The organism is Azoarcus sp. DN11, assembly GCF_003628555.1.
Taxonomy (GTDB): Bacteria; Pseudomonadota; Gammaproteobacteria; order Burkholderiales; family Rhodocyclaceae; genus Aromatoleum.
This window is the reverse complement of the sequence record NZ_CP021731.1, coordinates 4,200,015-4,226,522: the sequence shown is the minus strand read 5'-3', so window position 1 is coordinate 4,226,522 and position 26,508 is coordinate 4,200,015. Positions and strand designations below refer to the sequence as shown.

Here is a 26,508-nt window from a genome sequence, read left to right as displayed (position 1 = left end):
TTAAGCTTCGCCGATGCAAAGCCTGCTCCTTCTTCTTCCCGATTTCAGCCTGATCCTGCTCGGCGTCGTCCTGCGCCGCCACCTCGTCGACGGCGAGAGCTTCTGGAGCGGCGTCGAGAAACTGGTCTACTTCGTGCTGTTCCCGGCGCTGCTTTTCAACGCACTGGCGACCGCCGACGTCGACCCCGGTCGGGCGCTGCCGCTCTTCCTCTCGGGTCTCGGCACGATGGCCGCGGGCTTCGTGCTCGGCTGGATCGGGCGCGGGCTGATGGGGCTGGACGCGATGGGTTTCGCCTCGCGCCTGCAATGCGCCTATCGCTTCAACACCTACATCGGCATCGCCATCGCCGGCAAGCTGCATGGCGTGCCGGGCGTCGCACTGATGGGCGGCCTGTGCGGCGCGATGGTGCCGTTCGCGAACCTGATGGCCGTCGGCATGCTCGCCCGCCACGGTCAGGGCAGCCTGCTGCGCGAACTGTCGCGCAACCCCTTGGTGCTCGCGACGCTCGCCGGCCTGCTGTACCACCTCGCCGGCTTCGAGGTTCCCGTTCCGCTGGCGGCATTCCTCAAGCGTCTCGGCGATGCGGCCGTGGCGCTGGGGCTGCTCGCGGTCGGCGCCGCGCTGCGTTGGGAAATGGTCGGCGGGCGCTGGACCGGCTCGGCGTGGATCGTCGCGGTGAAGCTGCTGCTTTTGCCCGCCCTGGCCTGGCAGATCGGCCGCGCGCTGGGGGTCGAAGGCATCGCCTTCGATACGCTGGTGCTGTTCGCGGCACTGCCGAGCGCGAGCTCCGCCTACATCCTCGCGATGCGCATGGGCGGCGACGGCGCCGGCGTCGCATGGCTGATCTCGGCAACGACGCTGCTGGCCGTGCCTACGCTGACCCTGTGGCTGTACCTGCTGTGAGCGGGCGAGCCGGCGCGCCGGGCGACGGGGCCGCCACCCGGCCGCGGCGTTCCTACTTGCTGCCGGCGGCCGCCTTCGGACTTCCCGCCGTGCCGGCGGCCGAGGGGTTCGCGGCACCGGCCTGAGGAGCGCCGGCCTGCGCCCCGCTCATTGCGGCCCACGGCCACATCGCGGCCGTCGCGAAGGGGTTGACCGGCGCTTCGCCCTGCGCCGAACGGCCCGATTCGCGTGCCTGTTCGCTCATCGCCTGCACGGCGGCAATCGCCGCACGCTGCACCTCCAGCCCCTGCGTCGTCATCTGCAGCATGCTGAGGTTCATCTTCAGCCAGTTCTCGACCGCCTTCAGGTCGGCGATGCGCTTGTCCAGTTCGCCGACATCCAGTGTCGGCGTGATCATCCCGGGCAGGGAGAACCCCATGCTGTTCCACATGCCGCGCACGAATTCGAGCGGATCCTTCGCCGAGTTGTCATTCGTCATGCTTCGCTCCCCTCATATGAACGTGTTTCATCTTACTCCTCCTGGCGGGGAAGGCGATTCAGCAGCGCACGCAGGCGTGCGGGCCGGACCGGCTTGTGCAGCAGTGGCAGCCCCTCGTCCTGCGCCTGGCGCAAGGTGTCGGGGCCGGTGTCCCCGGTGACGAGCACCGCCGGAATGTTCCCGCCCTTCCACGTGCGCAGGCTGCGGATCACCTCGATGCCGTTGCACCGGCCGTCGAGCCGGAAGTCGCTGATGATCAGCTGCGGAACCGTCCCGTCCCGGTTCAGGGCGCCTACCAGCGCTTCGACATCGCCGGCCGCGGCGACGCTGCAACCCCACGAAGTCAACAGGCTCTCCATGCTGCCGCGCGCGAGCGGGTCGTCGTCGACCAGCGCCACGCGCAGCCCGCCCAGATCGCCGGGCAGGCGTTCGGTCTCGGCGGCGGGCACGTCCGCCTCCGGCTTCGCCAGCGGCACCTCGACGGCGAATACCGAGCCGGCGCCGGGACTGGAGCGCAGCGTCAGGCGATGACCGAGCAGCTCCGTCAGGCGCCGCACGATCGGGAGCCCCAGCCCCAGCCCCTTGTCGCGGGAACGCTCCGGATTATGCAGCTGCGTGAATTCCTGGAAGATCACCTCGTGCGATTCGGCCGGGATGCCGATGCCGTTGTCGCGCACTTCGACGCGCAGGCGGTCGCCGCGCCTGCGACACACCACCAGCACGCGCCCCTTGCGCGTGTAGCGCACCGCATTGCTCACGAGGTTGCTCAGGATGCGCTCGAACAGTACGGGGTCGCTGCTGATCCACGCATCGGTCGGCCGCGCCCTGAGCTCGAGGTCGTATTCCTCGGCGCCCGGGCCTTCGTCGGCCGCGATGCGGTCGAGCAGCGGCTGCAGCGGGAAGGGACGCACATTGGGTTTCACCACGTTGGCATCGAGACGCGAGATGTCCAGCAGGCTGTCCAGCAGGTTTCCCATCGCTGCCGCCGAGGCGCCGATGCGTTCCACGAGGCGCCGTGCATCCGGCGCATGTTCGTGCTGTGCCAGTTCGGCGATGAACAGCCCCAGCGCATGCATCGGCTGGCGCAAGTCGTGGCTGGCCGCCGCGAGAAAGCGCGACTTCGACTGGGTCGCGCGTTCCGCCTCGTCCCGGCTCGCGCGCAGTTCGGCCGTCGCCTCGGCGATCTGGCGGCTCATGTCATCGTGTGCGCTGGCGAGCTGTGTCGCCATCTGGTTGACCCCGTCCGCGAGCGTGCGCAGGGTGCCCCCCCCGATCGGCGGGACGCGCGCGGAGAACTGTCCGCGCCCGATGCGCTCGACTGTCACGGCAACCTGCCGGATCGGTCCGGTCACGCCGCGGCTCATGTAGTTCGCAAGCATCATGCTGCCGACCAGGACGAGCACGATCGCGACGCTGCCGGTGAGCAGGAGCTCGCGCTGGCGCGCGTCGAGCCGCGCACGCGATATATCTACAATCACTGCCCCGAGCGTCGGCGGCGCCGACGTGGTGGTGGTGCCAAGCGCGGCCGTGGACATGTCGTCGTCGAGATTGAGCGTGCTTGGGAGTACCGGTTCGATCACCCGCAGCGTTTTCGCCGAGCCGAGCAGCCGCGGCGAGGCGGCCAGATAGGAAACGACGGACAGCGAGTTGTCCAGGTACCCGCTGCGCGCCAGGGTCTCGCCACCGCGGTCGACGATCAGCACGCCGGTCACGTCGTCCTCGGCGAGCATCGCCATCGCCAGCCGTTGCAACGTGTCGCGGTTGCCGGAGAACAGCGCGTACTCGCTGGCCGCCGCGAGCTGCCGCGCAAAAGCCTGCCCGCGCGCCTGGTAGGCCTCCTCATGGTCGGCAACGCGCGACCGGGTGTAGAAGGCCGTGAGCACGATGGCCAGCACCAGCATCGGCAGCAGGGCCACCAGCATCACGCGTGCGCGGATACCCCATGCATCGATCATGGCCTGGCCTCCTGTTGGCCACCTTCGCGCTGGCGCAGGCGGGCGGTGATGTGCGCCGCCGAATCCAGTTCGATGGCGAGCGAGCGCGCCACATTGGGATTGGTCGCGACTTCGAATTCACGCGGTGCCTGGGGCGGCGGCAATCCTCCGCCGGCGAGCACGCGCCGCACCGCCTCGGCGGCCTGGCGGGCGATCTGCGCGGGGGTCGAATACAGGGCCAGCAGCGCCCCCGCATGGACATAGGCCGGCGAGAAGCCCACCAGCGGCGCACGGCGCCGGTAACTCGTCAGCAGCACGTTCTGGATCGTGTAGCTGTTGAACAGCGTGCTGTCGGGCAAGGCGAGCAGCACCGCCGGTTCGGCCAGGAGGCGTTCCAGCGCGGGGTAGATCTCGTCGACCGCCGAGATCTTCTCGATGTTGGCGTCGAGCTGCTGCTCCCGCGCCACGGATGCCAGCCGGCGTGCCAGCTCATAGGAGGCCGGACTCGCGAGCAGGGCCACCGTCGGCTTGTTCGGCAGGGCAATGTTCAACAGCGCGATCTGCCGGTGCACGGGCTGGTCGAGGAAGATCGCCGAGTAACGGTCCGGGTGCGGACCGTACTGGACGAATTCCAGCGCGTCGCGGGGAATCAGCGTGTGCAGCACGGGAGCCGCCGGCGTGCGGGCCGCGACGGCCTTGGCTGCCTGCGTGCCTATCGTCACGATGACGCGCGCATCGCCGAGCACTCCGCGCTCGAGTTCGCGGACGCCATACACGGCGAAATCGCTGCCGGAAACGTCCGGCGCCAGCGCGCTGCGCAGCGCGACGAGCGTCTCCTCGTACGCACCACTCCGATCCGTGGTGACCACGACGACGCGCTGGCTCGCGAGCGCCTGGCCGCAGCAGGCGGCGAGGAGGGCGAGCGCCAGCAGCAGGGCGCGCACGAAGCCGTGGACGTGGTGCGGCATCGGTGCTCAGCGGGGCTGCCGGGCAGACGCCGCGCGGATCAGGCCTCTGTCCGTGCCGGGACCCGGACCGCGGGTTTCGCCGACACGCGCGGACGCAACGGCGAACGTCTGGCGAGGCGGAATCGGATGCGAAACTCGTATGCTCATCGACTGACGATAATTTTCGGGCGGGTGGCGTGACGGTGCGTGCCCAGTCCCGGGTAACTCGCGATCGGAATATAACAGTGAGATTTTCCCCCATTTCCCCGAAGGAAGGGGGGCGCCTGCCACCTTTTGTGACAGTTTCGACGTGCTATTCTATTTGCCTTGCATTTGCAGCGTATTGGAGCGCGCCGTGACCCGGATCCTCATCGTCGAAGACCACGCACTTGTTCGTGAAGCCTTGGCGCAGACCCTCGCGCGCCTTGAGCCCGGCGTCGAATGCGTCGAGGCCAAGGGCTCGGAGGACGCGCTCGCCAAGCTCGAGGCGAATCCCGACTGGGATCTCGCGGTGATCGACCTGATGCTGCCGGACCTGAACGGATTTTCCCTGCTGGGCGTGCTCGCGAAGCGCTTCCCCGACATTCCCACCATCGTCGTCTCGGCCCTCGACGATCCGGCGTCGATCCGGCGCGCGATGAAGGGGGGCGCTTCCGGTTTCGTGTCGAAGGCAAGTTCGGGCGACGTGCTGCGCGATGCCGTGCGCTGCGTTCTCGAGGGGGGCGTGTACGCGCCGGACAACGGCAATGACGCCGCCGCAAAGCGCGCCGGCGCCCCGGTGAGCGAGCGCTTCGGCCTGACCGCCGGCCAGACGCGCGTGCTGGAACTTCTCGCCCAGGGCAAGACCAACCGGGAGATTGCCGACCTCCTCGGCCTGTCGGAAGGCACCGTGAAGGTGCACATGTCGGCGATCTTCCGTGCGCTCAACGTCAGCAGCCGCGCCCAGGCGCTGATCGTCATCGCCCGCCACGGCCCGCGGCTCTGATCCGCCGCCGGCGTCGCGCGCCCCGCTCAGTGGGGCCGTCGGTTCGCCTGCAGGCGCAGCGGCATGTCGGCCGGCGACAGGTGGCCGCTCAGCTGCGGTTCGTCATCGTCATCCAGGGACGCCGCGGTGTCCGCGTGATCGATGTCCATCAATTCCAGCACCTGCCGGGCGAGCGCACGGCACGCATTCGCGACGGCGGTCGGCAGGTGCTCGGGAAGCTGCTTCTGCAGCAGCAGCTTGGTCCCCGACAAGGCCTGCACGGGATTCAGGATGCGGTGGCGGTAGGCGCCCATCAGCTGCGCGACGCTGCGGTCGACGGCCTCGCGCTGCCACGCATTGGTCGGCCACTGCGTCGGCACCGCGTAGGCGCGCGGAAACATCTCCAGATCGCGCACCACGGTGCGGATGTCTTCGTGTGATTCGCGGAAAGGCAGCAGCACGATGTCCGACATCGCATACAGCTTGCGGTCCATCTCCGTACGGTTGCCGCCCCCGTCGATCACGCCGAGCCAGCCGTCGAGCGAACGCAGCTTGTCGACGACCTTGGTCAGCGCCTCACGCGTGCGCGCATCGGCCGTGATGTAGCGGCGCCCCGCCGGATTCAGCGGTTCGCGCGATGTGTCGGTCAGCACGCATGCGGCGCGGTGGCCCAACAGCCCCAGGCCCTGCGACAGCATGTGCGACAGGGTGGTCTTTCCCGTACCCCCCTTGTTCCCGATCACACAGATGATTTCAGCCATGCCGGTGTTCCTCGCTCGCGGCCTCTTCGCCGCTCGATTGCATTATCGGCGCGGGGCGCCTCGCGCAAGCGGCGAAAAAGCGCCTGGATAGTCCCGCTATTTCGCCGCCGGGCCGCCCGCCATCCGATAGAGGTACAGCCGAGTCGCCCGCCGGTCGCCGACCTCGACGACCCTGTCCGGTTTACGGCCGGGAATCGGAAAACTGTTGCTTACGACGATCGCCCCCGCAGCGAGTTCCTGTTCCGCCTTGGCCCACACCCGTGCCATCGGTACCGGCGACAGGAACGCATAGATCACGTCGTGGCGCGACCATGGCTCGGCGAAAAAGTCCCCGCGGCGGACGCTCACGTTACCCGCGCCGCGCGCGAGCAAGCGGCTCAGCAGCCACGGCCCGGGCGCGGCCTCGATGCCCTCGAAGCGGCTCTCGGGATGCAAGCGCCCCAGCGGCCGCAGCAGAGCGCCGGTCCCGCTGCCGAGGTCGAGGAGCCGGAACGGCCTGCCGGCCGGGAGCAGCGCCGCGACTGCCGCGACGGTCGCCGCGTTCGAAAGGAACAGTGGCACCTGGGTGCGAAAGCTCGTCCAGTACACGGCAAGCAGCAGCGCGAAGGCCGCCAGATACCAGCCCGGCGCAATGCCGAGCCGCCCGGCGACGATCAGCAGGGGCGCGAAGGCCGCGTGGATCGGCAGCCACCAGCGCGCGCTGCGCAGCAGCGCCGCTGCAACGGTGGCCGCCAGCGCCTGAACACCCACGAAGGGCCAGATCCCCGCCGGCAGCCAGCCCGTGCGCGCCAGCGCGGCGGCGCATGCCCAGCCGGCGATCTGGGCGAGGAGGGCCTGGAGTGCAGGGGGCATCGTGGGGGAGGTGGCGGGGCCGGACGGCGGCCGTCAACCCGCCGGGACGACCTTGCCCGGATTCATCAGGTTGTGCGGATCCAGCGCCAGCTTCAACGCGCGCATCGCGTCGACGGCGGCGCGGCCGTGCTCGGCGACGAGGAAATCCTGTTTCCCGAAACCGATGCCGTGCTCGCCCGTGCAGGTGCCGCCCATCGCCAGCGCGCGCTCCACGATCCTGCGGTTCAGCGCTTCGGCGCGCGCGATCTCGTCCGGGCTGTCGGGATCGACCAGGATCACCGTATGGAAATTGCCGTCGCCGACATGACCGACGATGGGGGCGATGAAGCCGCTCTCCGCGATGTCCGCACGCGCGCCGCCGATGCAGTCCGCGAGCCGCGAAATCGGCACGCACACGTCCGTCGTCACGCCGCGACAACCCGGGCGCAGGTTGATCGACGCGAAATACACGTCGTGGCGCGCCGCCCACAGCCGGCTGCGGTCCTCCGGGCGCGTCGCCCACTCGAAATCCTGACCGCCGTTCTCGCGCGCGATCTCCTGCACCGTCTGCGCCTGTTCCTCCACGCCGGCCGGCGAACCGTGGAACTCGAAGAACAGCATCGGCGCCTCGCGCAGGTTCGTCTTGCTGTAGCGATTGATCGCCTGCACCGTCAGCGTGTCGAGCAACTCGATGCGTGCGACCGGCACCCCCAGCTGGATCGTCTGGATCACCGTGCGCACCGCATCGTCGACATCGGCAAATGCGCACACCGCGGCTGACACGGCCTCGGGCAGCGGATGCAGCCGCACCGTGAGTTCCGTGACAAGACCCAGCGTGCCCTCCGAGCCGACCATCAGCGCGGTCAGGTCGTAGCCTGCCGACGACTTGCGCGCCCGCCCGCCGGTGCGGATGACGCGCCCGTCCGCGAGCACCACTTCCATCGCCAGCACGTTGTCGCGCATCGTCCCGTAACGCACCGCGTTCGTTCCCGACGCCCGCGTCGACGCCATTCCCCCAAGGCTCGCGTCCGCGCCCGGATCGACCGGGAAGAACAGGCCCGTGCCATGCAACTCCGCATTGAGCTGCTTGCGCGTGATGCCCGGCTGGATGACCGCATCCATGTCGTCACCGTGGACCGCGAGCACCTTGTTCATTTCCGAGAAATCGACGCTCAGGCCGCCGTGCAGCGCCAGTACGTGACCCTCGAGCGAGCTGCCGATGCCGAAGGGCACGATCGGCACGCGGTGCGCGTGGCAGGCCCGCGCGATCTCGACCACCTCGCCGGTCGTGCGCGGCCACACGACGGCATCCGGCAGCATGTCCGGGAAATGTGATTCGTCGTGTCCGTGGTGCGCCCGCACCGCCTCCGCCATCGAGAACCGTTCGCCGAAGCGTGCCCGCAGCGCATCAACGAAGCCGGCGGGAAGCGGATTGCGCGAAGCAGGGGCAGGGGGCGTCATCGGCGTTAACTCCAGGCAAGGGGCGGTCATCTTCACCCATTTGCCACGTCACGGCACGTCGCACTGCCGCATTCCCGTTCAGGCCGTGGTCGGGGAATCGCCCTTTGCAAAAAAGCTCATGTGGTGTTTGACACACGCGTAATCATCCCCTATAGTGCGCGTCTTCGCTTGGAGGGGTTCCCGAGCGGTCAAAGGGATCAGACTGTAAATCTGACGGCACTGCCTTCGAAGGTTCGAATCCTTCCCCCTCCACCAAGTTTCTGTGATCGGCTCGTTGTTCGGGTTGGTCAGGGTGCAAAGACGTATCGTCTGCGTTGTATGCGGGTGTAGCTCAATGGTAGAGCAGAAGCCTTCCAAGCTTATGACGAGGGTTCGATTCCCTTCACCCGCTCCAGGCTTGGTGTGCTTGAGTTTTACGGAGCCCATGTAGCTCAGTGGTAGAGCACTCCCTTGGTAAGGGAGAGGCCACGTGTTCAATCCACGTCATGGGCACCACGGCTTTTCGCGTTGTTGTGGTCGATCTGTTCGGTCCGGTTTTCTGATTCTGTCAAAGAGGTACTGGCATGGCTAAGGGTAAGTTTGAGCGGACGAAACCGCACGTAAACGTTGGGACGATCGGCCACGTTGACCATGGCAAGACGACCCTGACCGCGGCGATCACGACGATCCTGTCGACGAAGTTCGGCGGCGAGGCGAAGGCCTACGACCAGATCGACGCGGCGCCGGAAGAAAAGGCGCGCGGCATCACGATCAACACCGCGCACGTCGAGTACGAAACCGCGACCCGTCACTACGCCCACGTCGACTGCCCGGGCCACGCCGACTATGTGAAGAACATGATCACCGGCGCCGCGCAGATGGACGGCGCGATCCTCGTTGTGTCGGCCGCCGACGGCCCGATGCCGCAGACCCGCGAGCACATCCTGCTCGCCCGTCAGGTCGGTGTGCCGTACATCATCGTGTTCATGAACAAGTGCGACATGGTCGACGACGCCGAGCTGCTCGAGCTCGTCGAGATGGAAGTGCGCGAACTGCTGTCGAAGTACGACTTCCCGGGCGACGACATTCCCATCGTCAAGGGCTCGGCGCTGAAGGCGATCGAAGGCGACAAGAGCGATCTGGGCGAAGGTGCGATCATGGCGCTGGCCGATGCGCTCGACTCGTACATCCCGACCCCGGAGCGTGCGATCGACAAGCCCTTCCTGCTGCCGATCGAAGACGTGTTCTCGATCTCGGGTCGCGGTACCGTCGTAACCGGCCGTGTCGAGCGTGGCGTCGTCAAGGTCGGTGAAGAAGTCGAAATCGTCGGCATCAAGCCCACGGTCAAGACCATCTGCACTGGCGTCGAAATGTTCCGCAAGCTGCTTGACCAGGGGCAGGCGGGTGACAACGTCGGCGTGCTGCTGCGCGGCACCAAGCGTGAAGACGTTGAGCGTGGTCAGGTCCTGTGCAAGCCGGGCTCGATCAAGCCGCACACCCACTTCACGGGCGAAGTGTACGTGCTGTCGAAGGAAGAGGGTGGTCGTCACACCCCGTTCTTCAACAACTACCGTCCGCAGTTCTACTTCCGTACGACTGACGTGACCGGTTCGATCGCGCTGCCCGAAGGCACCGAGATGGTCATGCCGGGCGACAACGTGTCGATCACGGTGAAGCTGCTGGCACCGATCGCCATGGAAGAAGGTCTGCGCTTCGCGATCCGCGAAGGCGGTCGTACTGTCGGCGCCGGTGTCGTCGCCAAGATTATCGAGTAATTGCTGTAGCGATTGCCTGATCGAGGGCGTCTCGCTAGTCGGGGCGCCTTGTAGTCTCTGCTGCAGGGGTATAGCTCAATTGGCAGAGCGTCGGTCTCCAAAACCGAAGGTTGGGGGTTCGATTCCCTCTGCCCCTGCCACTCAAATTCGTGGTTCTCTCTATCCAGATGGCCGATAAGATCAAGTTCGCGCTGGCTCTCGCCCTGCTTGCAGCCGGCGTCGTCGGCTTCTATCTGCTTTCCGAGCAAGCGATGGTGTTCCGCGTGCTGTCGGTTCTGGCTGGTGTTGCGGCCGGAGCTGCGGTTGCGTGGCAGTCCGAGCCCGGGCGTCGTTTCGTCGAGTTCGCGCGCGAGGCGATCACCGAGGCGAAGAAGGTCGTGTGGCCTTCGCGCAAGGAGACGGTGCAGACGACCGGAATGGTGTTCGCCTTCGCCGTGGTGATGGCGGTTTTTCTGTGGCTGACTGACAAGAGCCTCGAGTGGGTCCTCTACGACCTTATCCTGGGCTGGAAGTAATCATGACGAAGCGCTGGTACGTGGTGCATGCCTATTCGGGCTTCGAGAAGTCCGTTCAACGCGCGCTCGTGGAACGCATTGCGCGTGCCGGGATGCAGGATTCCTTCGGGCAGATCCTCGTTCCCGTCGAAGAAGTCATCGAGATGAAGAGTGGCCAGAAAAGCATTTCCGAGCGGAAGTTCTTTCCCGGCTACGTGCTCGTCGAGATGGACATGAACGACGAGAGCTGGCACCTGGTCAAGTCGACGCCCAAGGTCACCGGGTTTGTTGGCGGTACCGCCAACAAGCCGACGCCGATTTCCGAGAAGGAAGTCGAGAAGATCATGCAGCAGATGCAGGAAGGCGTCGACAAGCCGCGTCCGAAAGTGCTGTGGGAACTTGGCGAGGTCGTGCGCGTCAAGGAAGGCCCCTTCACCGATTTCCACGGGTCCGTGGAAGACGTCAACTACGACAAGAGCAAGCTGCGCGTGATGGTCACGATTTTCGGTCGTGCCACGCCGGTCGAGCTGGATTTCAGTCAGGTCGAAAAGACCTGATGCAGGTGGGCCGCAAGGCCCGAAAACGCCCGCCGCGCGCGGGCAGACAGGAGGAGCGCCGGCAATTGTCGGCGCGTTTGCACTCATAACAGGAGCTAGCCGCGATGGCAAAGAAGATCATCGGCTATATCAAGCTGCAAGTGCCAGCTGGTAAAGCCAACCCCAGTCCCCCGATCGGCCCGGCGCTCGGTCAGCGTGGTCTGAACATCATGGAATTCTGCAAGGCGTTCAACGCCAAGACCCAGGGCATGGAGCCCGGTCTGCCGATCCCCGTGGTGATCACCGCCTACGCGGACAAGAGCTTCACCTTCATCATGAAGACCCCGCCCGCGACGGTCCTCATCAAGAAGGCAGCGAAGATCCAGAAGGGTTCGCCGAAGCCGCATACCGACAAGGTCGGCTCGATCACGCGTGCTCAGGTCGAAGAGATCGCCAAGGCCAAGATGCCTGATCTGACCGCGGCGAACATGGACGCCGCCGTGCGCACCATCGCCGGTTCCGCGCGCAGCATGGGCATCACGGTGGAGGGGCTGTAATCATGGCGAAGCTTTCGAAACGAGTTCAGGCGCTGCGCGCCAAGGTTGACCCCAACCGCGTCTATCCCGTCGCCGACGCCCTCGCGCTGGTGAAAGAGTGCGCGACCGCCAAGTTTGACGAGTCGGTCGACATTTCCGTGAATCTCGGCGTCGATGCGCGCAAATCGGACCAGGTCGTGCGCGGCTCCGTCGTGCTGCCCGCGGGTACTGGCAAGTCGGTGCGCGTTGCCGTGTTCGCCCAGGGCGACAAGGCTGAAGCCGCTCGCGCCGCAGGTGCCGACGTCGTCGGCTTCGACGATCTCGCCGAGCAGGTGAAGGCCGGTACGATCGATTTCGATCTGTGTATCGCCACGCCGGACGCCATGCGCGTCGTTGGCCAACTGGGCCAGATCCTCGGTCCGCGCGGCCTGATGCCGAACCCGAAGGTTGGCACAGTGACCATGGACGTCACCACCGCCGTCAAGAACGCCAAGGCTGGTCAGGTCCAGTACCGCACCGACAAGGCCGGCATCGTGCACGCGACGATCGGTCGTGCGTCGTTCTCGGTCGAAGCGCTGCAGCAGAACCTCGGCGCGCTGATCGAAGCGCTGCAGAAGGCCAAGCCGGCGGCTGCGAAGGGTATTTACCTGCGCCGCGTCGCGGTGTCGAGCACCATGGGTGCTGGCGTGCGCGTCGAACCGGCAAGCATCGTCGCAGCCTGATCGGGTTGCAGGAAAGAACTTTGGGACGTTCCGCCGCGCAGGCGGCGGAGCGGATCGTCAAAGACCGCAGGTGCGATCGTTTCGGCGATCGCTTAAGCGTTTAAGGACGGCCTGCGCAGACGGTGTGCCCAGAACAGGATTCTGGCTGATTTGTCGGCCGCGCTCCTGATCCAGGTCGCCGTGGGTGCGAACCGCTCGTGTGGTTCGCGTGTGGACTTGAAAGGAGGACAGACCTGTGGGTCTCAATCTTGATGACAAGAAAGCCGTAGTGGCAGAGGTGTCGGCACAGGTGGCCAACGCTCAGACCATCGCGGTGGCCGAGTATCGCGGCATTGAAGTGGGTGATCTCACTGTGCTGCGTGCGAAGGCCCGCGAAGCTGGCGTGTACCTGCGTGTGCTGAAGAATACCCTGGTGCGCCGTGCGATCGCCGAAACCCCGTTCGCCGGGTTGTCGGATCAGCTGACCGGTCCGCTGATCTATGGCATTTCGGAAGATCCGGTTTCCGCAGCCAAGGTGCTGAACGACTTCGCCAAGGGCAACGACAAGCTGGTGCTCAAGGCCGGTTCCTACGCGGGCAAGACGCTCGACAAGGCCGGCGTGCAGGCGCTCGCGTCGATCCCGAGCCGCGAAGAGTTGCTCGCCACGCTGCTGGGCGTCATGCAGGCGCCGGTTTCCGGCTTCGCTTGCGCGATGGCCGCCCTCGCCAAGAAGCGCGAGGAAGAGGCAGCTGCCTGACCGTTTTCCGAAAAAGTTTCGATTTAGGAGTGATTTGACATGGCAATCAGCAAAGAAGACATCCTCGAAGCCGTTGGCTCGATGACCGTTATGGAACTGAACGACCTCGTGAAGGCGTTCGAAGAGAAGTTTGGCGTTTCCGCCGCTGCGATGGCAGTTGCTGCTCCGGCTGGCGGCGCTGCTGCTCCGGCTGCCGAAGAGAAGACCGAATTCGATGTCGTGCTGCTTGCAGCCGGCGACAAGAAGGTCGAGGTCATCAAGGTCGTGCGTGCTGCTACCGGCCTGGGCCTGAAGGAAGCCAAGGACCTCGTCGACGGCGCACCGAAGACCGTCAAGGAAGGCGCACCGAAGGCCGACGCCGAAGCGATCAAGAAGCAGCTGGAAGACGCCGGCGCGAAGGTCGAGATCAAGTAATACCGAGTTGTCTCTCGGGGCTGGCGCTCGTTCGGGCGCCAGCCCTTTCGTGCTTTGTGAATCCAAGAAGGCAGAACCCAGCGCGAGATATGGTGTCTATTAGCCTATCGCCTGGCCCGAACTCCTCGGGACGCTGTGTTCTGTCTCTTTGACGTCCGACCTCTACCCGGAGCATCCATGGCGTATTCCTACACCGAAAAGAAACGTATCCGCAAGAGTTTCGCCAAGCGCGCGACAGTGCTGAACGTCCCTTTCCTTCTCGCCACCCAGATCGAATCCTTCGCTTCGTTCCTGCAGGCTGAAACGCCGCCGATGTCGCGCCTGAACCAGGGCTTGCAGGCCGCCTTTACGTCGATTTTCCCGATCGTCAGCCACAGCGGGAACGCGCGGCTTGAATTCGTCCAGTACATGCTTGGTGAGCCGGCGTTCGACGTCAAGGAATGTCAGCAGCGCGGCCTGACCTTTGCTTCGCCGCTGCGCGCGCGCGTGCGCCTGGTCATTCTCGACCGCGACGCGCCCAAGGAGACGGTGAAGGAAGTCAAGGAGCAGGAGGTGTACATGGGCGAGATCCCGCTCATGACCTCTACCGGTTCGTTCGTGATCAACGGCACCGAGCGCGTCATCGTCTCGCAGCTGCACCGTTCGCCGGGTGTGTTCTTCGAGCACGACCGGGGCAAGACCCATTCGTCCGGCAAGCTGCTCTTCTCGGCGCGCATCATCCCCTACCGCGGCTCGTGGCTCGACTTCGAGTTCGACCCGAAGGACTGCCTGTTCTTCCGCGTCGACCGCCGCCGCAAGATGCCTGCGACGATCCTGCTGCGCGCGATCGGCATGACGCCCGAGCAGATCCTCGACACTTTCCACGATTTCGACACGTTCCAGCTCAAGGGCGAAGAGATTGCCTTCGAACTGGTGCCCGATCGCCTGCGCGGTGACGTCGCGAAGTTCGACATCACCGACGATTCGGGTAGGATCATCGTCGCGCGCGACAAGCGCATTACCGCGAAGCACATCCGCGAGATCGAACAGGCCGGCATCAAGACGATGGTCGTGCCGGAGGAGTTCTTGCTGGGGCGGATCATCGCCCGTAACGTCGTCGATCCCGAAACCGGCGAACTGATCGCGCGCGCCAACGACGAGATCACGGAAGATCTGCTCGGCAAGCTGCGCGATGCAGCCGTCAAGGAGCTGCAGACCCTGTTCGTCAATGACCTCGATCGCGGTCCGTACATTTCGCAGACGCTGCGCATCGACGAGACGGCCGACCAGTGGGCCGCGCGCGTCGCGATCTACCGCATGATGCGCCCGGGCGAGCCTCCCACCGAGGAAGCGGTCGAGGCACTGTTCCAGGGGCTCTTCTATGCGGAAGAGCGTTACGACCTGTCGTCGGTCGGCCGCATGAAGTTCAACCGCCGCGCCTATCCGGAAAAAATCGAAGACAAGGCACCGGGCTGGCTCAAGCGCTTCTACGGGGCGGTCGGCGCCCGCGGAGAAGAGGGCCCGGCGACGCTGTCGAACGAAGACATCCTCGCGGTGATGGGCGTGCTCGTCGAGCTGCGCAACGGTCGCGGCGAGATCGATGACATCGACCATCTCGGCAACCGGCGTGTGCGCTCGGTCGGCGAACTCGCCGAAAACCAGTTCCGCGCGGGCCTCGTCCGTGTCGAGCGCGCCGTCAAGGAGCGCCTGTCGCAGGCTGAGTCGGACAACCTGATGCCGCACGACCTGATCAACGCGAAGCCGATTTCGGCCGCGATCAAGGAATTCTTCGGATCGAGTCAGTTGTCGCAGTTCATGGACCAGACCAACCCGCTGTCCGAGATCACGCACAAGCGTCGTGTGTCGGCTCTCGGCCCGGGCGGTCTGACGCGCGAGCGCGCCGGTTTCGAGGTGCGCGACGTGCATCCGACGCACTACGGCCGCGTGTGCCCGATCGAGACGCCGGAAGGCCCGAACATCGGCCTGATCAACTCGCTCGCGGTGTATGCCCAGACCAACCGCCACGGCTTCCTCGAGACGCCGTACCGCAAGGTTACCGATGGCAAGGTCACCGATCAGATCGACTTCCTCTCCGCGATCGAGGAAGGCCAGTACGTGATCGCGCAGGCGAACGCCGACGTCGGCGAAGATGGTTCGCTGCAGGGTGACCTCGTGTCGTGCCGGCACAAGGGCGAATTCCTGTTGGCGACGGCGGACCAGGTCCAGTACATGGACGTCGCGCCGGGCCAGATCGTGTCGGTCGCGGCTTCGCTGATTCCGTTCCTCGAGCACGACGACGCGAACCGCGCGCTGATGGGCGCGAACATGCAGCGTCAGGCGGTTCCCTGCCTGCGTCCCGAGAAGCCGCTGGTGGGCACCGGCATCGAGCGTACCGTCGCCGTCGACTCCGGCACCGCCGTGCAGGCGATGCGTGGCGGCGTTGTCGACTATGTCGATGCCAACCGGATCGTGGTGCGTGTCAACGACGATGAGACCCTCGCGGGCGAAGTCGGCGTCGACATCTACAACATGATCAAGTACACGCGCTCGAACCAGAACACGAACATCAACCAGCGTCCGATCGTGAAGGTCGGTGACCTGATCGGCAGGGGCGACGTCATCGCCGACGGTGCCTCGACCGACCTGGGCGAACTCGCGCTCGGCCAGAACATGCTGGTCGCGTTCATGCCGTGGAACGGCTACAACTTCGAGGACTCGATCCTCATCTCCGAGCGCGTCGTCGCCGAAGACCGCTTCACCTCGATCCACATCGAGGAACTCACCGTCGTCGCGCGCGACACCAAGCTCGGACCCGAGGAAATCACCCGCGACATCGCGTCGCTGGGCGAAGCGCAGCTGTCGCGCCTCGACGAGTCGGGCATCGTCTACATCGGCGCCGAAGTCGATGCGGGCGACGTGCTGGTCGGCAAGGTCACGCCGAAGGGCGAAACCCAGCTGACGCCGGAAGAGAAGCTGCTGCGCGCGATCTTCGGCGAGAAGGCCTCGGATGTGAAGGACACCTCGCTGCGCGTGCCTTCGGGCATGAACGGCACCGTCATCGACGTGCAGGTGTTCACGCGCGAAGGCATCGAGCGCGACAAGCGCGCGCAGTCGATCATCGACGACATGCTGCGCAGCTTCAAGACCGACCTCGCGGACCAGATGCGCATCGTCGAACGCGACGCCTTCGCACGTATCCGCCGTCTGATCACCGGCCAGAAGGCCAACGGCGGTCCGAAGAAGCTGGCGAAGGGCGCCGAGATCACCGGCGAATACCTCGACTCGCTCGAGTTCTACCACTGGTTCGACATCCGCATGGCGGACGAGGAACTGGCGGCGCAGCTCGAAGCGGTGCGCGAAGGTCTGGAGAAAACCCGCAAGGACTTCGAGCAGGCCTTCGAGATCAAGAAGAAGAAGCTCACCCAGGGTGACGAATTACCCCCGGGCGTGCAGAAGATGGTGAAGGTCTACCTCGCCGTGAAGCGCCGCCTGCAGCCCGGCGACAAGATGGCGGGCCGCCACGGCAACAAGGGCGTCGTGTCGCGCATCGTTCCGATCGAGGACATGCCGCACATGGCCGACGGCACGCCGGTCGACATCGTGCTGAACCCGCTCGGCGTTCCGTCGCGTATGAACATCGGCCAGATCCTCGAGACGCATCTGGGCTGGGCGGCGAAGGCGCTTGGCAACAAGATCGGCGAGATGGTGCGGTCGAATGCCGCCGCTGCCGAGATTCGGGGCCTGCTCGAGCAGATCTACAACACGAAGGGTCGGCCGGAGGCGCTCGACACCCTCGACGACCGGGAAGTGGTCGAACTCGCGTCGAACCTGCGCAAGGGGGTGCCGTTCGCGACGCCGGTGTTCGACGGTGCGAAGGAAGAGGAGATCGAGGCGATGTTCGCGCTGGCCGGCATCGAGTCCGGCGGCCAGGTCACGCTGTACGACGGCCGCACCGGCGAAGCCTTCGATCGCAAGGTCACCGTCGGCTACAAGCACGTGCTCAAGCTGCACCACCTCGTCGACGACAAGATGCACGCGCGTTCCACCGGCCCGTATTCGCTCGTCACGCAGCAGCCGCTGGGCGGCAAGGCGCAATTCGGCGGCCAGCGTTTCGGCGAAATGGAAGTGTGGGCGCTCGAGGCCTACGGCGCCGCCTACACGCTGCAGGAAATGCTCACCGTGAAGTCCGACGACGTGACCGGCCGTACCAAGGTGTACGAAAGCATCGTCAAGGGCGAGCACAAGATCGACGCGGGCATGCCCGAGTCCTTCAACGTGCTGGTGAAGGAAATCCGCTCGCTCGCGATCGACATCGATCTGGACACGTACTGAACCGGGTGAATGCCCATCAAGCCACCCGGACGGAGTGATTAATGAAAAGCCTGCTCGCTGACCTGTTCAAGCAAACCCTGCCGAACGAAGACCAGTTCGATGCGATCACGATCGGCCTCGCGTCGCCGGACAAGATCCGCTCGTGGTCCTACGGCGAGGTCAAGAAGCCCGAGACCATCAACTATCGCACCTTCAAGCCCGAGCGCGACGGCCTCTTCTGCGCCAAGATCTTCGGGCCGGTGAAGGATTACGAATGCCTGTGCGGCAAGTACAAGCGGCTCAAGCATCGCGGCGTGATCTGCGAGAAGTGCGGCGTCGAAGTGACGCTGTCGAAAGTGCGCCGTGAGCGCATGGCGCACATCGAGCTCGCCAGCCCGACCGCCCACATCTGGTTCCTGAAGAGCCTGCCGAGCCGTCTCGGCATGGTGCTCGACATGACCCTGCGCGACATCGAGCGCGTGCTGTACTTCGAAGCCTTTGTCGTCGTCGAGCCGGGTATGACCCCGCTCAACCGTGGTCAACTCCTGACCGAGGACGACTACCTCGCGAAGGTCGAGGAGTATGGCGACGAATTCGACGCGCTGATGGGCGCCGAGGGCATCCGCGGCCTGTTGCGCACGCTCGACATCCAGCTCGAGATTGAGAAGCTGCGCGGGGAACTCGAGACCACCAACTCCGAAGCCAAGATCAAGAAGTTCTCGAAGCGCCTCAAGGTGCTCGAAGCCTTCCAGCAGTCCGGCATCAAGCCCGAATGGATGATTCTCGAGGTCCTGCCGGTGCTGCCGCCGGACCTGCGTCCGCTGGTGCCCCTGGATGGCGGCCGTTTCGCGACCTCCGACCTGAACGACCTCTATCGTCGCGTCATCAATCGCAACAACCGCCTGAAGCGCCTGCTGGAGCTGAAGGCGCCGGAAATCATCGTGCGCAACGAGAAGCGCATGCTGCAGGAAGCCGTCGACTCGCTGCTCGACAACGGCCGCCGCGGCAAGGCGATGACCGGGGCGAACAAGCGCCCGCTCAAGTCGCTCGCCGACATGATCAAGGGCAAGGGCGGTCGCTTCCGTCAGAACCTGCTGGGCAAGCGCGTCGACTACTCGGGCCGTTCGGTCATCGTCGTCGGTCCGCAGCTGAAGCTCCATCAGTGCGGCCTGCCGAAGCTGATGGCGCTCGAGCTCTTCAAGCCCTTCATCTTCAACAAGCTGGAGCTGATGGGGCTGGCGACGACCATCAAGCAGGCGAAGAAGATGGTCGAGGGCCAGGAGCCGGTGGTCTGGGATATCCTCGAAGAGGTCATCCGCGAGCATCCGGTCATGCTGAACCGCGCGCCGACCCTGCACCGCCTCGGTATCCAGGCGTTCGAGCCGGTGCTGATCGAAGGCAAGGCGATCCAGCTGCACCCGCTCGTCTGCGTCGCGTTCAACGCCGACTTCGACGGCGACCAGATGGCCGTCCACGTGCCGCTGTCGCTCGAGGCGCAGATGGAAGCACGCACGCTGATGCTCGCGTCGAACAACGTGCTGTCGCCCGCGAACGGCGAGCCGATCATCGTCCCGTCGCAGGACATCGTCCTGGGCCTGTACTACGCGACCCGCGAAGGCGTCAACGTGCTCGGCGAAGGCATGGCCCTGTCCGACGTGGGCGAGCTCAAGCGCGCCTACGAGTCGAAGCAGCTGTCGCTCCACGCCCGTGTCTCGGTCCGCCTGAAGGAGATCGAAGTCGGCGCCGACGGCGAACGCCGCGAGAAGATCACCCGCTACAACACGACGGCCGGCCGCGCCATGCTGTCCGAGATCCTGCCGCCGGGCCTTCCCTTCAGCGTGATCGACAAGCCGCTGAAGAAGAAGGAAATTTCCAGGCTGATCAACGCGTCGTTCCGTCGTTGCGGCTTGAAGGAAACCGTCGTGTTTGCCGACAAGCTGATGCAGTTCGGCTTCCGTCTGGCGACCCGCGCCGGTATCTCGATCGCGGTCAAGGACATGCTCGTCCCGAACCTGAAGGATTCGCTGATCCACGCCGCCGAGCAGGAAGTGAAGGAAATCGCCCGGCAGTACACGTCGGGCCTTGTGACCGACGGCGAGCGCTACAACAAGGTGGTCGATATCTGGGGCCGCGCCGGTGACCAGGTCGCCAAGGCGATGATGGACCAACTCGGCCAGGAAGACGTCGTCAACCGCAAGGGCGAGACAGTCAAGCAGGAGTCGTTCAACTCCATCTACATGATGGCGGACTCGGGTGCGCGCGGTTCGGCCGCGCAGATCCGTCAGCTCGCCGGCATGCGCGGCCTGATGGCGAAGCCGGACGGCTCCATCATCGAGACCCCGATCACGACGAACTTCCGTGAAGGGCTGAACGTTCTGCAGTACTTCATCTCGACCCACGGCGCCCGTAAGGGTCTGGCCGATACCGCGCTGAAGACCGCGAACTCCGGCTACCTGACCCGTCGCCTGGTCGACGTGACCCAGGATCTGGTCGTCACCGAAGATGATTGCGGCACGCGTGACGGCTTCGTGATGAAGGCGTTGATCGAGGGCGGCGAAGTCATCGAGCCGCTGCGCGATCGCATCCTCGGCCGTGTTTGCGCCGAGGACATCGTCAACCCCGATTCGCAGGAAACGGTCATGGAGGCCGGCACGCTGCTCGACGAGAACGCGGTCGATCTGATCGAGAGCCTCGGCATCGACGAAGTGAAGGTGCGCACTGCACTGACCTGCGAGACCCGCTACGGCCTGTGTGGCAAGTGCTACGGGCGCGACCTCGGTCGCGGCAATCTGGTCAACGTCGGCGAGGCGGTCGGTGTCATCGCCGCGCAGTCGATCGGCGAGCCGGGTACGCAGCTCACGATGCGGACCTTCCACGTCGGTGGTGCGGCGTCGCGAGCTGCCGCCGCGAGCGGTGTCGAGTCGAAGTCGGCCGGTACCATCCGCTTTGCCGGCAACATGCGCTACGTTTCGAACGCCAAGGGGGAGAAGGTCATCATCGCCCGCTCGGCGGAGATCGTCGTCGCCGACGACATGGGCCGCGAGCGCGAGCGCCACAAGCTCCCCTATGGTGCAACGCTGCTGGTCGATGACGGCGCCGCCATCAAGGCCGGCGTGATGCTCGCGACCTGGGATCCGCATACCCGCCCGATCGTCACGGAATACGCCGGTACCGTGAAATTCGAGAACGTCGAGGAAGGTGCGACCGTTGCCAAGCAGATCGATGAAGTGACAGGTCTGTCGACTCTGGTCGTCATCGATGGCAAGCGCAAGGCGGGTTCGTCGTCGAAGGGCGTGCGTCCGCAGGTCAAGCTGCTCGACGAGAGCGGCGAGGAAGTGAAGATCGCAGGCACCGACCATTCGGTGGCGATCACCTTCCAGGTCGGTTCGCTGATTACCGTCAAGGATGGTCAGGTTGTCAGCGTCGGCGACATTCTGGCGCGTATCCCGCAGGAATCCGCCAAGACCCGCGACATCACCGGCGGTCTGCCGCGCGTGGCGGAACTCTTCGAAGCGCGTCCGCCCAAGGATGCCGGGGTGCTCGCCGAATACACCGGCACGGTTTCGTTCGGCAAGGACACCAAGGGCAAGCAGCGCCTGGTGATCACCGAAGCCGACGGCACCGCGCACGAGTTCCTGATTCCGAAGGACAAGCACGTGATGGTGCACGACGGCCAGGTCGTCAACAAGGGCGAACTGATCGTCGACGGCCCGGCCGACCCGCACGATATCCTCCGTCTGCAGGGCATCGAGGCGCTCGCGCGCTACATCATCGACGAAGTCCAGGACGTGTACCGTCTGCAGGGCGTGAAGATCAACGACAAGCACATCGAGGTGATCGTCCGTCAGATGCTGCGCCGCGTGGTCATCACCGACGCGGGTGACACCAAGTTCATCCGCGAGGAGCAGGTCGAACGTTCGGAAGTGCTCGACGAGAACGACCGTGTCGAAGCCGACGGCAAGCTGGCGGGCCACTATCAGAACATCCTGCTGGGTATCACGAAGGCATCGTTGTCGACCGATTCGTTCATCTCCGCCGCGTCCTTCCAGGAAACGACGCGCGTGCTGACCGAAGCGGCCATCATGGGCAAGCGCGACGAACTGCGCGGGCTCAAGGAAAACGTCATTGTCGGCCGGCTCATTCCCGCCGGTACCGGCATGGCGTACCACCGCAACCGCCGGGCGCAGTCGGCGGGCGAGGATCTCGCAGCCGAGCATGCATGGGCGGCGATGCAAGAACAACCGTCGGAAGTGCCCGATGGCGTCTCGCAAGATGTGCAGGCCGGTTGACTTTCGCTGGCCTGTCGGGATAACATCCGGCCTCTTTTTGTGGACTGACCAATCGTAGTCAGCCTCAGCCGGAATCAACCGCCCGGGGCGGCCTTTGGGGCTGCCTCGGTATAATGGAAAATTCTCAAGCTATGCCAACAATTAATCAGCTCGTCCGCAAGCCCCGGCAACTTGCAGTCGTAAAGAGCAAAGTGCCGGCGCTCGACGCCTGCCCGCAAAAGCGCGGCGTCTGCACCCGCGTCTATACCACGACGCCGAAAAAGCCGAACTCCGCGCTGCGTAAAGTGGCGAAGGTTCGTCTGACAAACGGTTTCGAAGTGATCTCGTACATCGGCGGCGAGGGTCATAACCTTCAGGAGCACTCCGTGGTCCTGATTCGCGGTGGTCGTGTGAAGGACTTGCCGGGTGTGCGTTATCACATCGTGCGCGGCTCTCTTGACCTTCAGGGCGTCAAGGATCGTAAGCAGTCGCGCTCGAAGTACGGCGCAAAGCGCCCGAAGAAGTCCTAATTGTCGGCTTTCAGAAATAGCTAGAGGTTGTCATGCCCCGTCGTCGCGAAGTACCCAAACGTGAAATCCTGCCGGATCCGAAGTTCGGTTCGCAGGATGTTTCCAAGTTCATCAACGTGATCATGCAGTCCGGCAAGAAGTCCGTTGCCGAGCGCATCGTCTATGGTGCGTTCGAGCATATCTCGGGCAAGGCGGGCAAGGATCCGCTCGAGATCTTCTCGTCGGCTGTTGCGAACGTCAAGCCGGTGGTTGAAGTCAAGAGCCGCCGCGTCGGTGGCGCGAACTACCAGGTTCCCGTCGAAGTGCGTCCGTCGCGCCGCATGGCGCTGTCGATGCGCTGGCTGCGCGAAGCCGCCCGCAAGCGCGCCGAGAAGTCGATGGCTCAGCGCTTGGCTGGTGAGCTCCTCGAGGCCGCGGAAGGTCGTGGCGCTGCGATGAAGAAGCGCGAAGAAGTGCACCGCATGGCCGAGGCGAACAAGGCCTTCTCGCACTACCGCTTCTAAGAAATTTAATGCGGCGGTAAATCGGGCCCTGGCAAGGGCTCGATTGTTTTGTAATACGACACTTGGACTTTCGCGCCCTGCGCGAATTCTGGAAGGCAGGATAAACCGTGGCTCGCAAGACTCCCATTGAGCGCTACCGCAACATCGGTATCTCCGCTCACATCGACGCCGGCAAGACAACGACGACCGAGCGCATTCTTTTTTACACCGGTGTTAACCACAAGATCGGTGAAGTTCATGATGGCGCGGCGACCATGGACTGGATGGAGCAGGAGCAGGAGCGGGGTATCACGATTACCTCGGCCGCAACCACCTGCTTCTGGAAGGGGATGGACCTGTCGTTCCCCGAGCATCGCTTCAACATCATCGACACCCCGGGACACGTCGACTTCACGATCGAGGTCGAGCGTTCGATGCGGGTGCTCGATGGTGCCTGCATGGTCTACTGCGCGGTCGGCGGCGTTCAGCCGCAGTCGGAAACCGTGTGGCGTCAGGCTACCAAGTACAAGGTGCCTCGTCTTGCGTTCGTGAACAAGATGGACCGTCAGGGCGCGAACTTCTTCAAGGTGTACGAGCAGATGCGTACCCGCCTCAAGGCGAACCCGGTGCCGATCGTCATTCCGATCGGCGCAGAGGAGTCCTTTGCAGGTGTGGTCGATCTCGCGCGGATGAAGGCGATCTACTGGGACGAAGCCAGTCAGGGCATGAAGTTCGAGTATCGCGACGTTCCCGCCGAACTGCAGGCCGATGCTGCCGAGTGGCGCGAGAAGATGGTCGAGGCCGCGGCCGAAGCCAGCGAAGAGCTGATGAATGAATATCTCGAGAACGGTGATCTGCCGATCGAGAAGATCAACGCCGGTCTGCGTTCCCGCACGATCGCGTGCGAAATCCAGCCGATGTTGTGCGGCACTGCGTTCAAGAACAAGGGCGTGCAGCGCATGCTCGACGCCGTCATCGAACTGCTGCCGTCGCCGGTTGATATCCCGCCGGTCGCCGGTGTGGACGACGACGATCAGCCGGTGTCGCGCAAAGCCGACGACGCAGAAAAGTTCTCGGCGCTCGCATTCAAGCTGATGACCGACCCGTTTGTCGGTCAGCTGACTTTCGTGCGCGTGTACTCCGGTGTTCTGCAGTCGGGCGAGACTGTGCTGAACTCGGTCAAGAGCAAGAAGGAGCGCATCGGACGCATTCTCCAGATGCACGCCAACGAGCGTCATGAGATCAAGGAGGTTCTCGCGGGTGACATCGCTGCTTGCGTGGGTCTGAAGGAAGTGACCACGGGCGAGACGCTGTGCGATCCGAGCGCACCGATTATCCTCGAGCGCATGGTCTTCCCGGATCCGGTGATTCACGTCGCTGTGGAGCCGAAGACCAAGAGCGACCAGGAAAAGATGGGTATCGCGCTGGGCCGCCTGGCTGCCGAGGATCCGTCCTTCCGCGTGCGTACCGACGAGGAGTCCGGTCAGACGATCATCTCGGGGATGGGCGAGCTGCACCTCGAGATCATCGTCGACCGCATGAAGCGCGAATTCAACGTCGAGGCGAACGTCGGCGCCCCGCAGGTTGCCTACCGCGAAGCGATCCGCAAGGCGGTCGAACAGGAAGGCAAGTTCGTCAAGCAGTCCGGCGGTCGCGGCCAGTTCGGTCACGTGTGGATCAAGCTCGAGCCGAACGAAGCCGGCAAGGGCTATGAATTCGTGGATGCGATCAAGGGCGGTGTGGTTCCGCGCGAATACATCCCGGCAGTCGACAAGGGCCTGCAGGAAACGTTGCCGAACGGCGTGCTGGCCGGCTTCCCGGTGGTCGACGTGAAGGTCACCCTGTTCGATGGTTCGTACCACGACGTTGACTCGAACGAAAACGCATTCAAGATGGCCGCGTCGATGGCGTTCAAGGACGCGATGCGCAAGGCAAGTCCGGTGCTGCTCGAGCCGATGATGGCGGTGGTTGTCGAGACGCCCGAGGATTACATGGGTAACGTCATGGGCGACCTTTCCGGTCGTCGCGGCATCGTTCAGGGTATGGACGACCTGCCTGGCGGCATGAAGGAAGTGAAAGCCGAAGTGCCGCTGGCCGAGATGTTCGGCTACGCGACGCAGCTGCGTTCGCTTACGCAGGGTCGCGCAACGTACTCGATGGAATTCAAGCACTACTCCGAGGCGCCGAAGAGCGTTGCGGAGGCGGTGATCAGCAATCGTAGCAAGTAATAGAACTCAAGCGAGGATTCTCACAATGGCAAAAGGCAAGTTTGAGCGGACGAAACCGCACGTAAACGTTGGGACGATCGGCCACGTTGACCATGGCAAGACGACCCTGACCGCGGCGATCACGACGATCCTGTCGACGAAGTTCGGCGGCGAGGCGAAGGCCTACGACCAGATCGACGCGGCGCCGGAAGAAAAGGCGCGCGGCATCACGATCAACACCGCGCACGTCGAGTACGAAACCGCGACCCGTCACTACGCCCACGTCGACTGCCCGGGCCATGCCGACTATGTGAAGAACATGATCACCGGCGCCGCGCAGATGGACGGCGCGATCCTCGTTGTGTCGGCCGCCGACGGCCCGATGCCGCAGACCCGCGAGCACATCCTGCTCGCCCGTCAGGTCGGTGTGCCGTACATCATCGTGTTCATGAACAAGTGCGACATGGTCGACGACGCCGAGCTGCTCGAGCTCGTCGAGATGGAAGTGCGCGAACTGCTGTCGAAGTACGACTTCCCGGGCGACGACATTCCCATCGTCAAGGGCTCGGCGCTGAAGGCGATCGAAGGCGACAAGAGCGATCTGGGCGAAGGCGCGATCATGGCGCTGGCCGATGCGCTCGACTCGTACATCCCGACCCCGGAGCGTGCGATCGACAAGCCCTTCCTGCTGCCGATCGAAGACGTGTTCTCGATCTCGGGTCGCGGTACCGTCGTAACCGGCCGTGTCGAGCGTGGCGTCGTCAAGGTCGGTGAAGAAGTCGAAATCGTCGGCATCAAGCCCACGGTCAAGACCATCTGCACTGGCGTCGAAATGTTCCGCAAGCTGCTTGACCAGGGGCAGGCGGGTGACAACGTCGGCGTGCTGCTGCGCGGCACCAAGCGTGAAGATGTTGAGCGTGGTCAGGTCCTGTGCAAGCCGGGCTCGATCAAGCCGCACACCCACTTCACGGGCGAAGTGTACGTGCTGTCGAAGGAAGAGGGTGGTCGTCACACCCCGTTCTTCAACAACTACCGTCCGCAGTTCTACTTCCGTACGACCGACGTGACCGGTTCGATCGCGCTGCCCGAAGGCACCGAGATGGTCATGCCGGGCGACAACGTGTCGATCACGGTGAAGCTGCTGGCACCGATCGCCATGGAAGAAGGTCTGCGCTTCGCGATCCGCGAAGGCGGTCGTACTGTCGGTGCCGGTGTCGTCGCAAAGATCATCGAGTAATCGTTTCGACTAATCTCCCCGG

The 26,508-nt window shown here is 64.6% G+C and carries 21 protein-coding genes and 4 tRNA genes; 19 read left to right on the top strand and 6 right to left on the bottom strand.

Annotated features, from left to right (window positions below; all coding sequences use genetic code 11):
* Window positions 1-13 precede the first annotated feature (13 nt).
* Window positions 14-904 (top strand): AEC family transporter, encoded by an 891-nt coding sequence (locus CDA09_RS19680; protein ID WP_121430188.1) that lies wholly within the window; start codon window positions 14-16, stop codon window positions 902-904.
* A 52-nt stretch (window positions 905-956) separates the two neighbouring features.
* Here CDA09_RS19680 and CDA09_RS19675 read toward each other — a convergent pair whose 3' ends face one another.
* From CDA09_RS19675 to CDA09_RS19665, 3 genes are read right to left on the bottom strand one after another with little or no spacing between them, the layout of a single operon-like run.
* Window positions 957-1,382, bottom strand: a complete 426-nt coding sequence (locus CDA09_RS19675) for a PhaM family polyhydroxyalkanoate granule multifunctional regulatory protein (RefSeq protein WP_121430187.1) — start codon at window positions 1,380-1,382, stop codon at window positions 957-959.
* A gap of 32 nt (window positions 1,383-1,414) precedes the next feature.
* Complete coding sequence (locus tag CDA09_RS19670; RefSeq protein WP_121430186.1) at window positions 1,415-3,337, bottom strand: hybrid sensor histidine kinase/response regulator; 1,923 nt, start codon at window positions 3,335-3,337, stop codon at window positions 1,415-1,417.
* Complete coding sequence (locus CDA09_RS19665) at window positions 3,334-4,284, bottom strand: ABC transporter substrate-binding protein (protein WP_121430185.1); 951 nt, start codon at window positions 4,282-4,284, stop codon at window positions 3,334-3,336. The genes CDA09_RS19670 and CDA09_RS19665 overlap by 4 nt, the downstream gene beginning before the upstream one ends.
* A 334-nt stretch (window positions 4,285-4,618) precedes the next feature.
* Here CDA09_RS19665 and CDA09_RS19660 point away from each other — a divergent pair, with 334 nt between their 5' ends.
* On the top strand, window positions 4,619-5,248 hold the full coding sequence (locus CDA09_RS19660; RefSeq protein ID WP_121430184.1) for a response regulator transcription factor: 630 nt from the start codon (window positions 4,619-4,621) through the stop codon (window positions 5,246-5,248).
* Window positions 5,249-5,274: 26 nt separating this feature from the next.
* Here CDA09_RS19660 and CDA09_RS19655 read toward each other — a convergent pair whose 3' ends face one another.
* From CDA09_RS19655 to CDA09_RS19645, 3 genes are all read right to left on the bottom strand, one after another.
* The gene (locus CDA09_RS19655; RefSeq protein WP_121430183.1) at window positions 5,275-5,988 is read right to left on the bottom strand and encodes a P-loop NTPase family protein; all 714 of its coding nucleotides are present in this window, start codon (window positions 5,986-5,988) and stop codon (window positions 5,275-5,277) included.
* A 96-nt stretch (window positions 5,989-6,084) separates the two neighbouring features.
* Entirely contained in the window at window positions 6,085-6,840 is a 756-nt protein-coding gene (locus CDA09_RS19650) for a class I SAM-dependent methyltransferase (protein ID WP_121430182.1), read from the bottom strand.
* 33 nt (window positions 6,841-6,873) lie between these two features.
* Window positions 6,874-8,280: an FAD-binding oxidoreductase gene (locus CDA09_RS19645; protein ID WP_121430181.1), complete on the bottom strand. Its 1,407-nt coding sequence runs from the start codon at window positions 8,278-8,280 to the stop codon at window positions 6,874-6,876.
* Between the two features lie 170 nt (window positions 8,281-8,450).
* Between CDA09_RS19645 and CDA09_RS19640 the strand changes: the two genes are divergently transcribed.
* The 17 genes from CDA09_RS19640 to tuf (CDA09_RS19560) all read left to right on the top strand — a co-directional run bounded on the left by CDA09_RS19640 (window position 8,451) and on the right by tuf (CDA09_RS19560) (window position 26,486).
* Window positions 8,451-8,535 (top strand) — tRNA-Tyr (locus CDA09_RS19640).
* 65 nt (window positions 8,536-8,600) lie between these two features.
* Window positions 8,601-8,674 (top strand) — tRNA-Gly (locus CDA09_RS19635).
* A 26-nt stretch (window positions 8,675-8,700) separates the two neighbouring features.
* Window positions 8,701-8,775: transfer RNA gene (locus CDA09_RS19630), tRNA-Thr, on the top strand.
* A 68-nt stretch (window positions 8,776-8,843) separates the two neighbouring features.
* On the top strand, window positions 8,844-10,034 hold the full coding sequence (gene tuf / locus CDA09_RS19625) for an elongation factor Tu (protein ID WP_121430173.1): 1,191 nt from the start codon (window positions 8,844-8,846) through the stop codon (window positions 10,032-10,034).
* Window positions 10,035-10,098: 64 nt separating this feature from the next.
* A tRNA-Trp gene (locus CDA09_RS19620) sits at window positions 10,099-10,174 on the top strand.
* Window positions 10,175-10,201: 27 nt separating this feature from the next.
* Window positions 10,202-10,549, top strand: a complete 348-nt coding sequence (gene secE / locus CDA09_RS19615; RefSeq protein ID WP_121430180.1) for a preprotein translocase subunit SecE — start codon at window positions 10,202-10,204, stop codon at window positions 10,547-10,549.
* A gap of 2 nt (window positions 10,550-10,551) precedes the next feature.
* Window positions 10,552-11,085 carry a transcription termination/antitermination protein NusG gene (nusG, locus tag CDA09_RS19610; RefSeq protein ID WP_076604503.1) on the top strand — a complete coding sequence of 178 codons (534 nt, stop codon included), beginning with the start codon at window positions 10,552-10,554 and terminating at the stop codon, window positions 11,083-11,085.
* 104 nt (window positions 11,086-11,189) lie between these two features.
* Window positions 11,190-11,621, top strand: coding sequence for a 50S ribosomal protein L11 (rplK, locus tag CDA09_RS19605; protein WP_076604504.1), 432 nt, complete (start codon window positions 11,190-11,192; stop codon window positions 11,619-11,621).
* A 2-nt stretch (window positions 11,622-11,623) separates the two neighbouring features.
* Window positions 11,624-12,322: a 50S ribosomal protein L1 gene (gene rplA, locus CDA09_RS19600; RefSeq protein ID WP_121430179.1), complete on the top strand. Its 699-nt coding sequence runs from the start codon at window positions 11,624-11,626 to the stop codon at window positions 12,320-12,322.
* A 235-nt stretch (window positions 12,323-12,557) separates the two neighbouring features.
* A complete protein-coding gene (rplJ, locus tag CDA09_RS19595; RefSeq protein WP_018987813.1) occupies window positions 12,558-13,058 on the top strand; it encodes a 50S ribosomal protein L10 in 501 nt (166 codons plus the stop codon).
* A 39-nt stretch (window positions 13,059-13,097) separates the two neighbouring features.
* Complete coding sequence (gene rplL, locus CDA09_RS19590; RefSeq protein WP_121430178.1) at window positions 13,098-13,472, top strand: 50S ribosomal protein L7/L12; 375 nt, start codon at window positions 13,098-13,100, stop codon at window positions 13,470-13,472.
* A 177-nt stretch (window positions 13,473-13,649) separates the two neighbouring features.
* Window positions 13,650-17,783, top strand: coding sequence for a DNA-directed RNA polymerase subunit beta (rpoB, locus tag CDA09_RS19585; protein ID WP_121430177.1), 4,134 nt, complete (start codon window positions 13,650-13,652; stop codon window positions 17,781-17,783).
* A 41-nt stretch (window positions 17,784-17,824) separates the two neighbouring features.
* On the top strand, window positions 17,825-22,051 hold the full coding sequence (gene rpoC, locus CDA09_RS19580; RefSeq protein ID WP_121430176.1) for a DNA-directed RNA polymerase subunit beta': 4,227 nt from the start codon (window positions 17,825-17,827) through the stop codon (window positions 22,049-22,051).
* A gap of 131 nt (window positions 22,052-22,182) precedes the next feature.
* Window positions 22,183-22,560 (top strand): 30S ribosomal protein S12, encoded by a 378-nt coding sequence (gene rpsL / locus CDA09_RS19575; RefSeq protein ID WP_018987817.1) that lies wholly within the window; start codon window positions 22,183-22,185, stop codon window positions 22,558-22,560.
* Window positions 22,561-22,592: 32 nt separating this feature from the next.
* Window positions 22,593-23,063: a 30S ribosomal protein S7 gene (rpsG, locus tag CDA09_RS19570; RefSeq protein WP_121430175.1), complete on the top strand. Its 471-nt coding sequence runs from the start codon at window positions 22,593-22,595 to the stop codon at window positions 23,061-23,063.
* 107 nt (window positions 23,064-23,170) lie between these two features.
* Window positions 23,171-25,270 (top strand): elongation factor G, encoded by a 2,100-nt coding sequence (gene fusA / locus CDA09_RS19565; protein WP_121430174.1) that lies wholly within the window; start codon window positions 23,171-23,173, stop codon window positions 25,268-25,270.
* A gap of 25 nt (window positions 25,271-25,295) precedes the next feature.
* Window positions 25,296-26,486 carry an elongation factor Tu gene (tuf, locus tag CDA09_RS19560; protein ID WP_121430173.1) on the top strand — a complete coding sequence of 397 codons (1,191 nt, stop codon included), beginning with the start codon at window positions 25,296-25,298 and terminating at the stop codon, window positions 26,484-26,486.
* Window positions 26,487-26,508 lie beyond the last annotated feature (22 nt).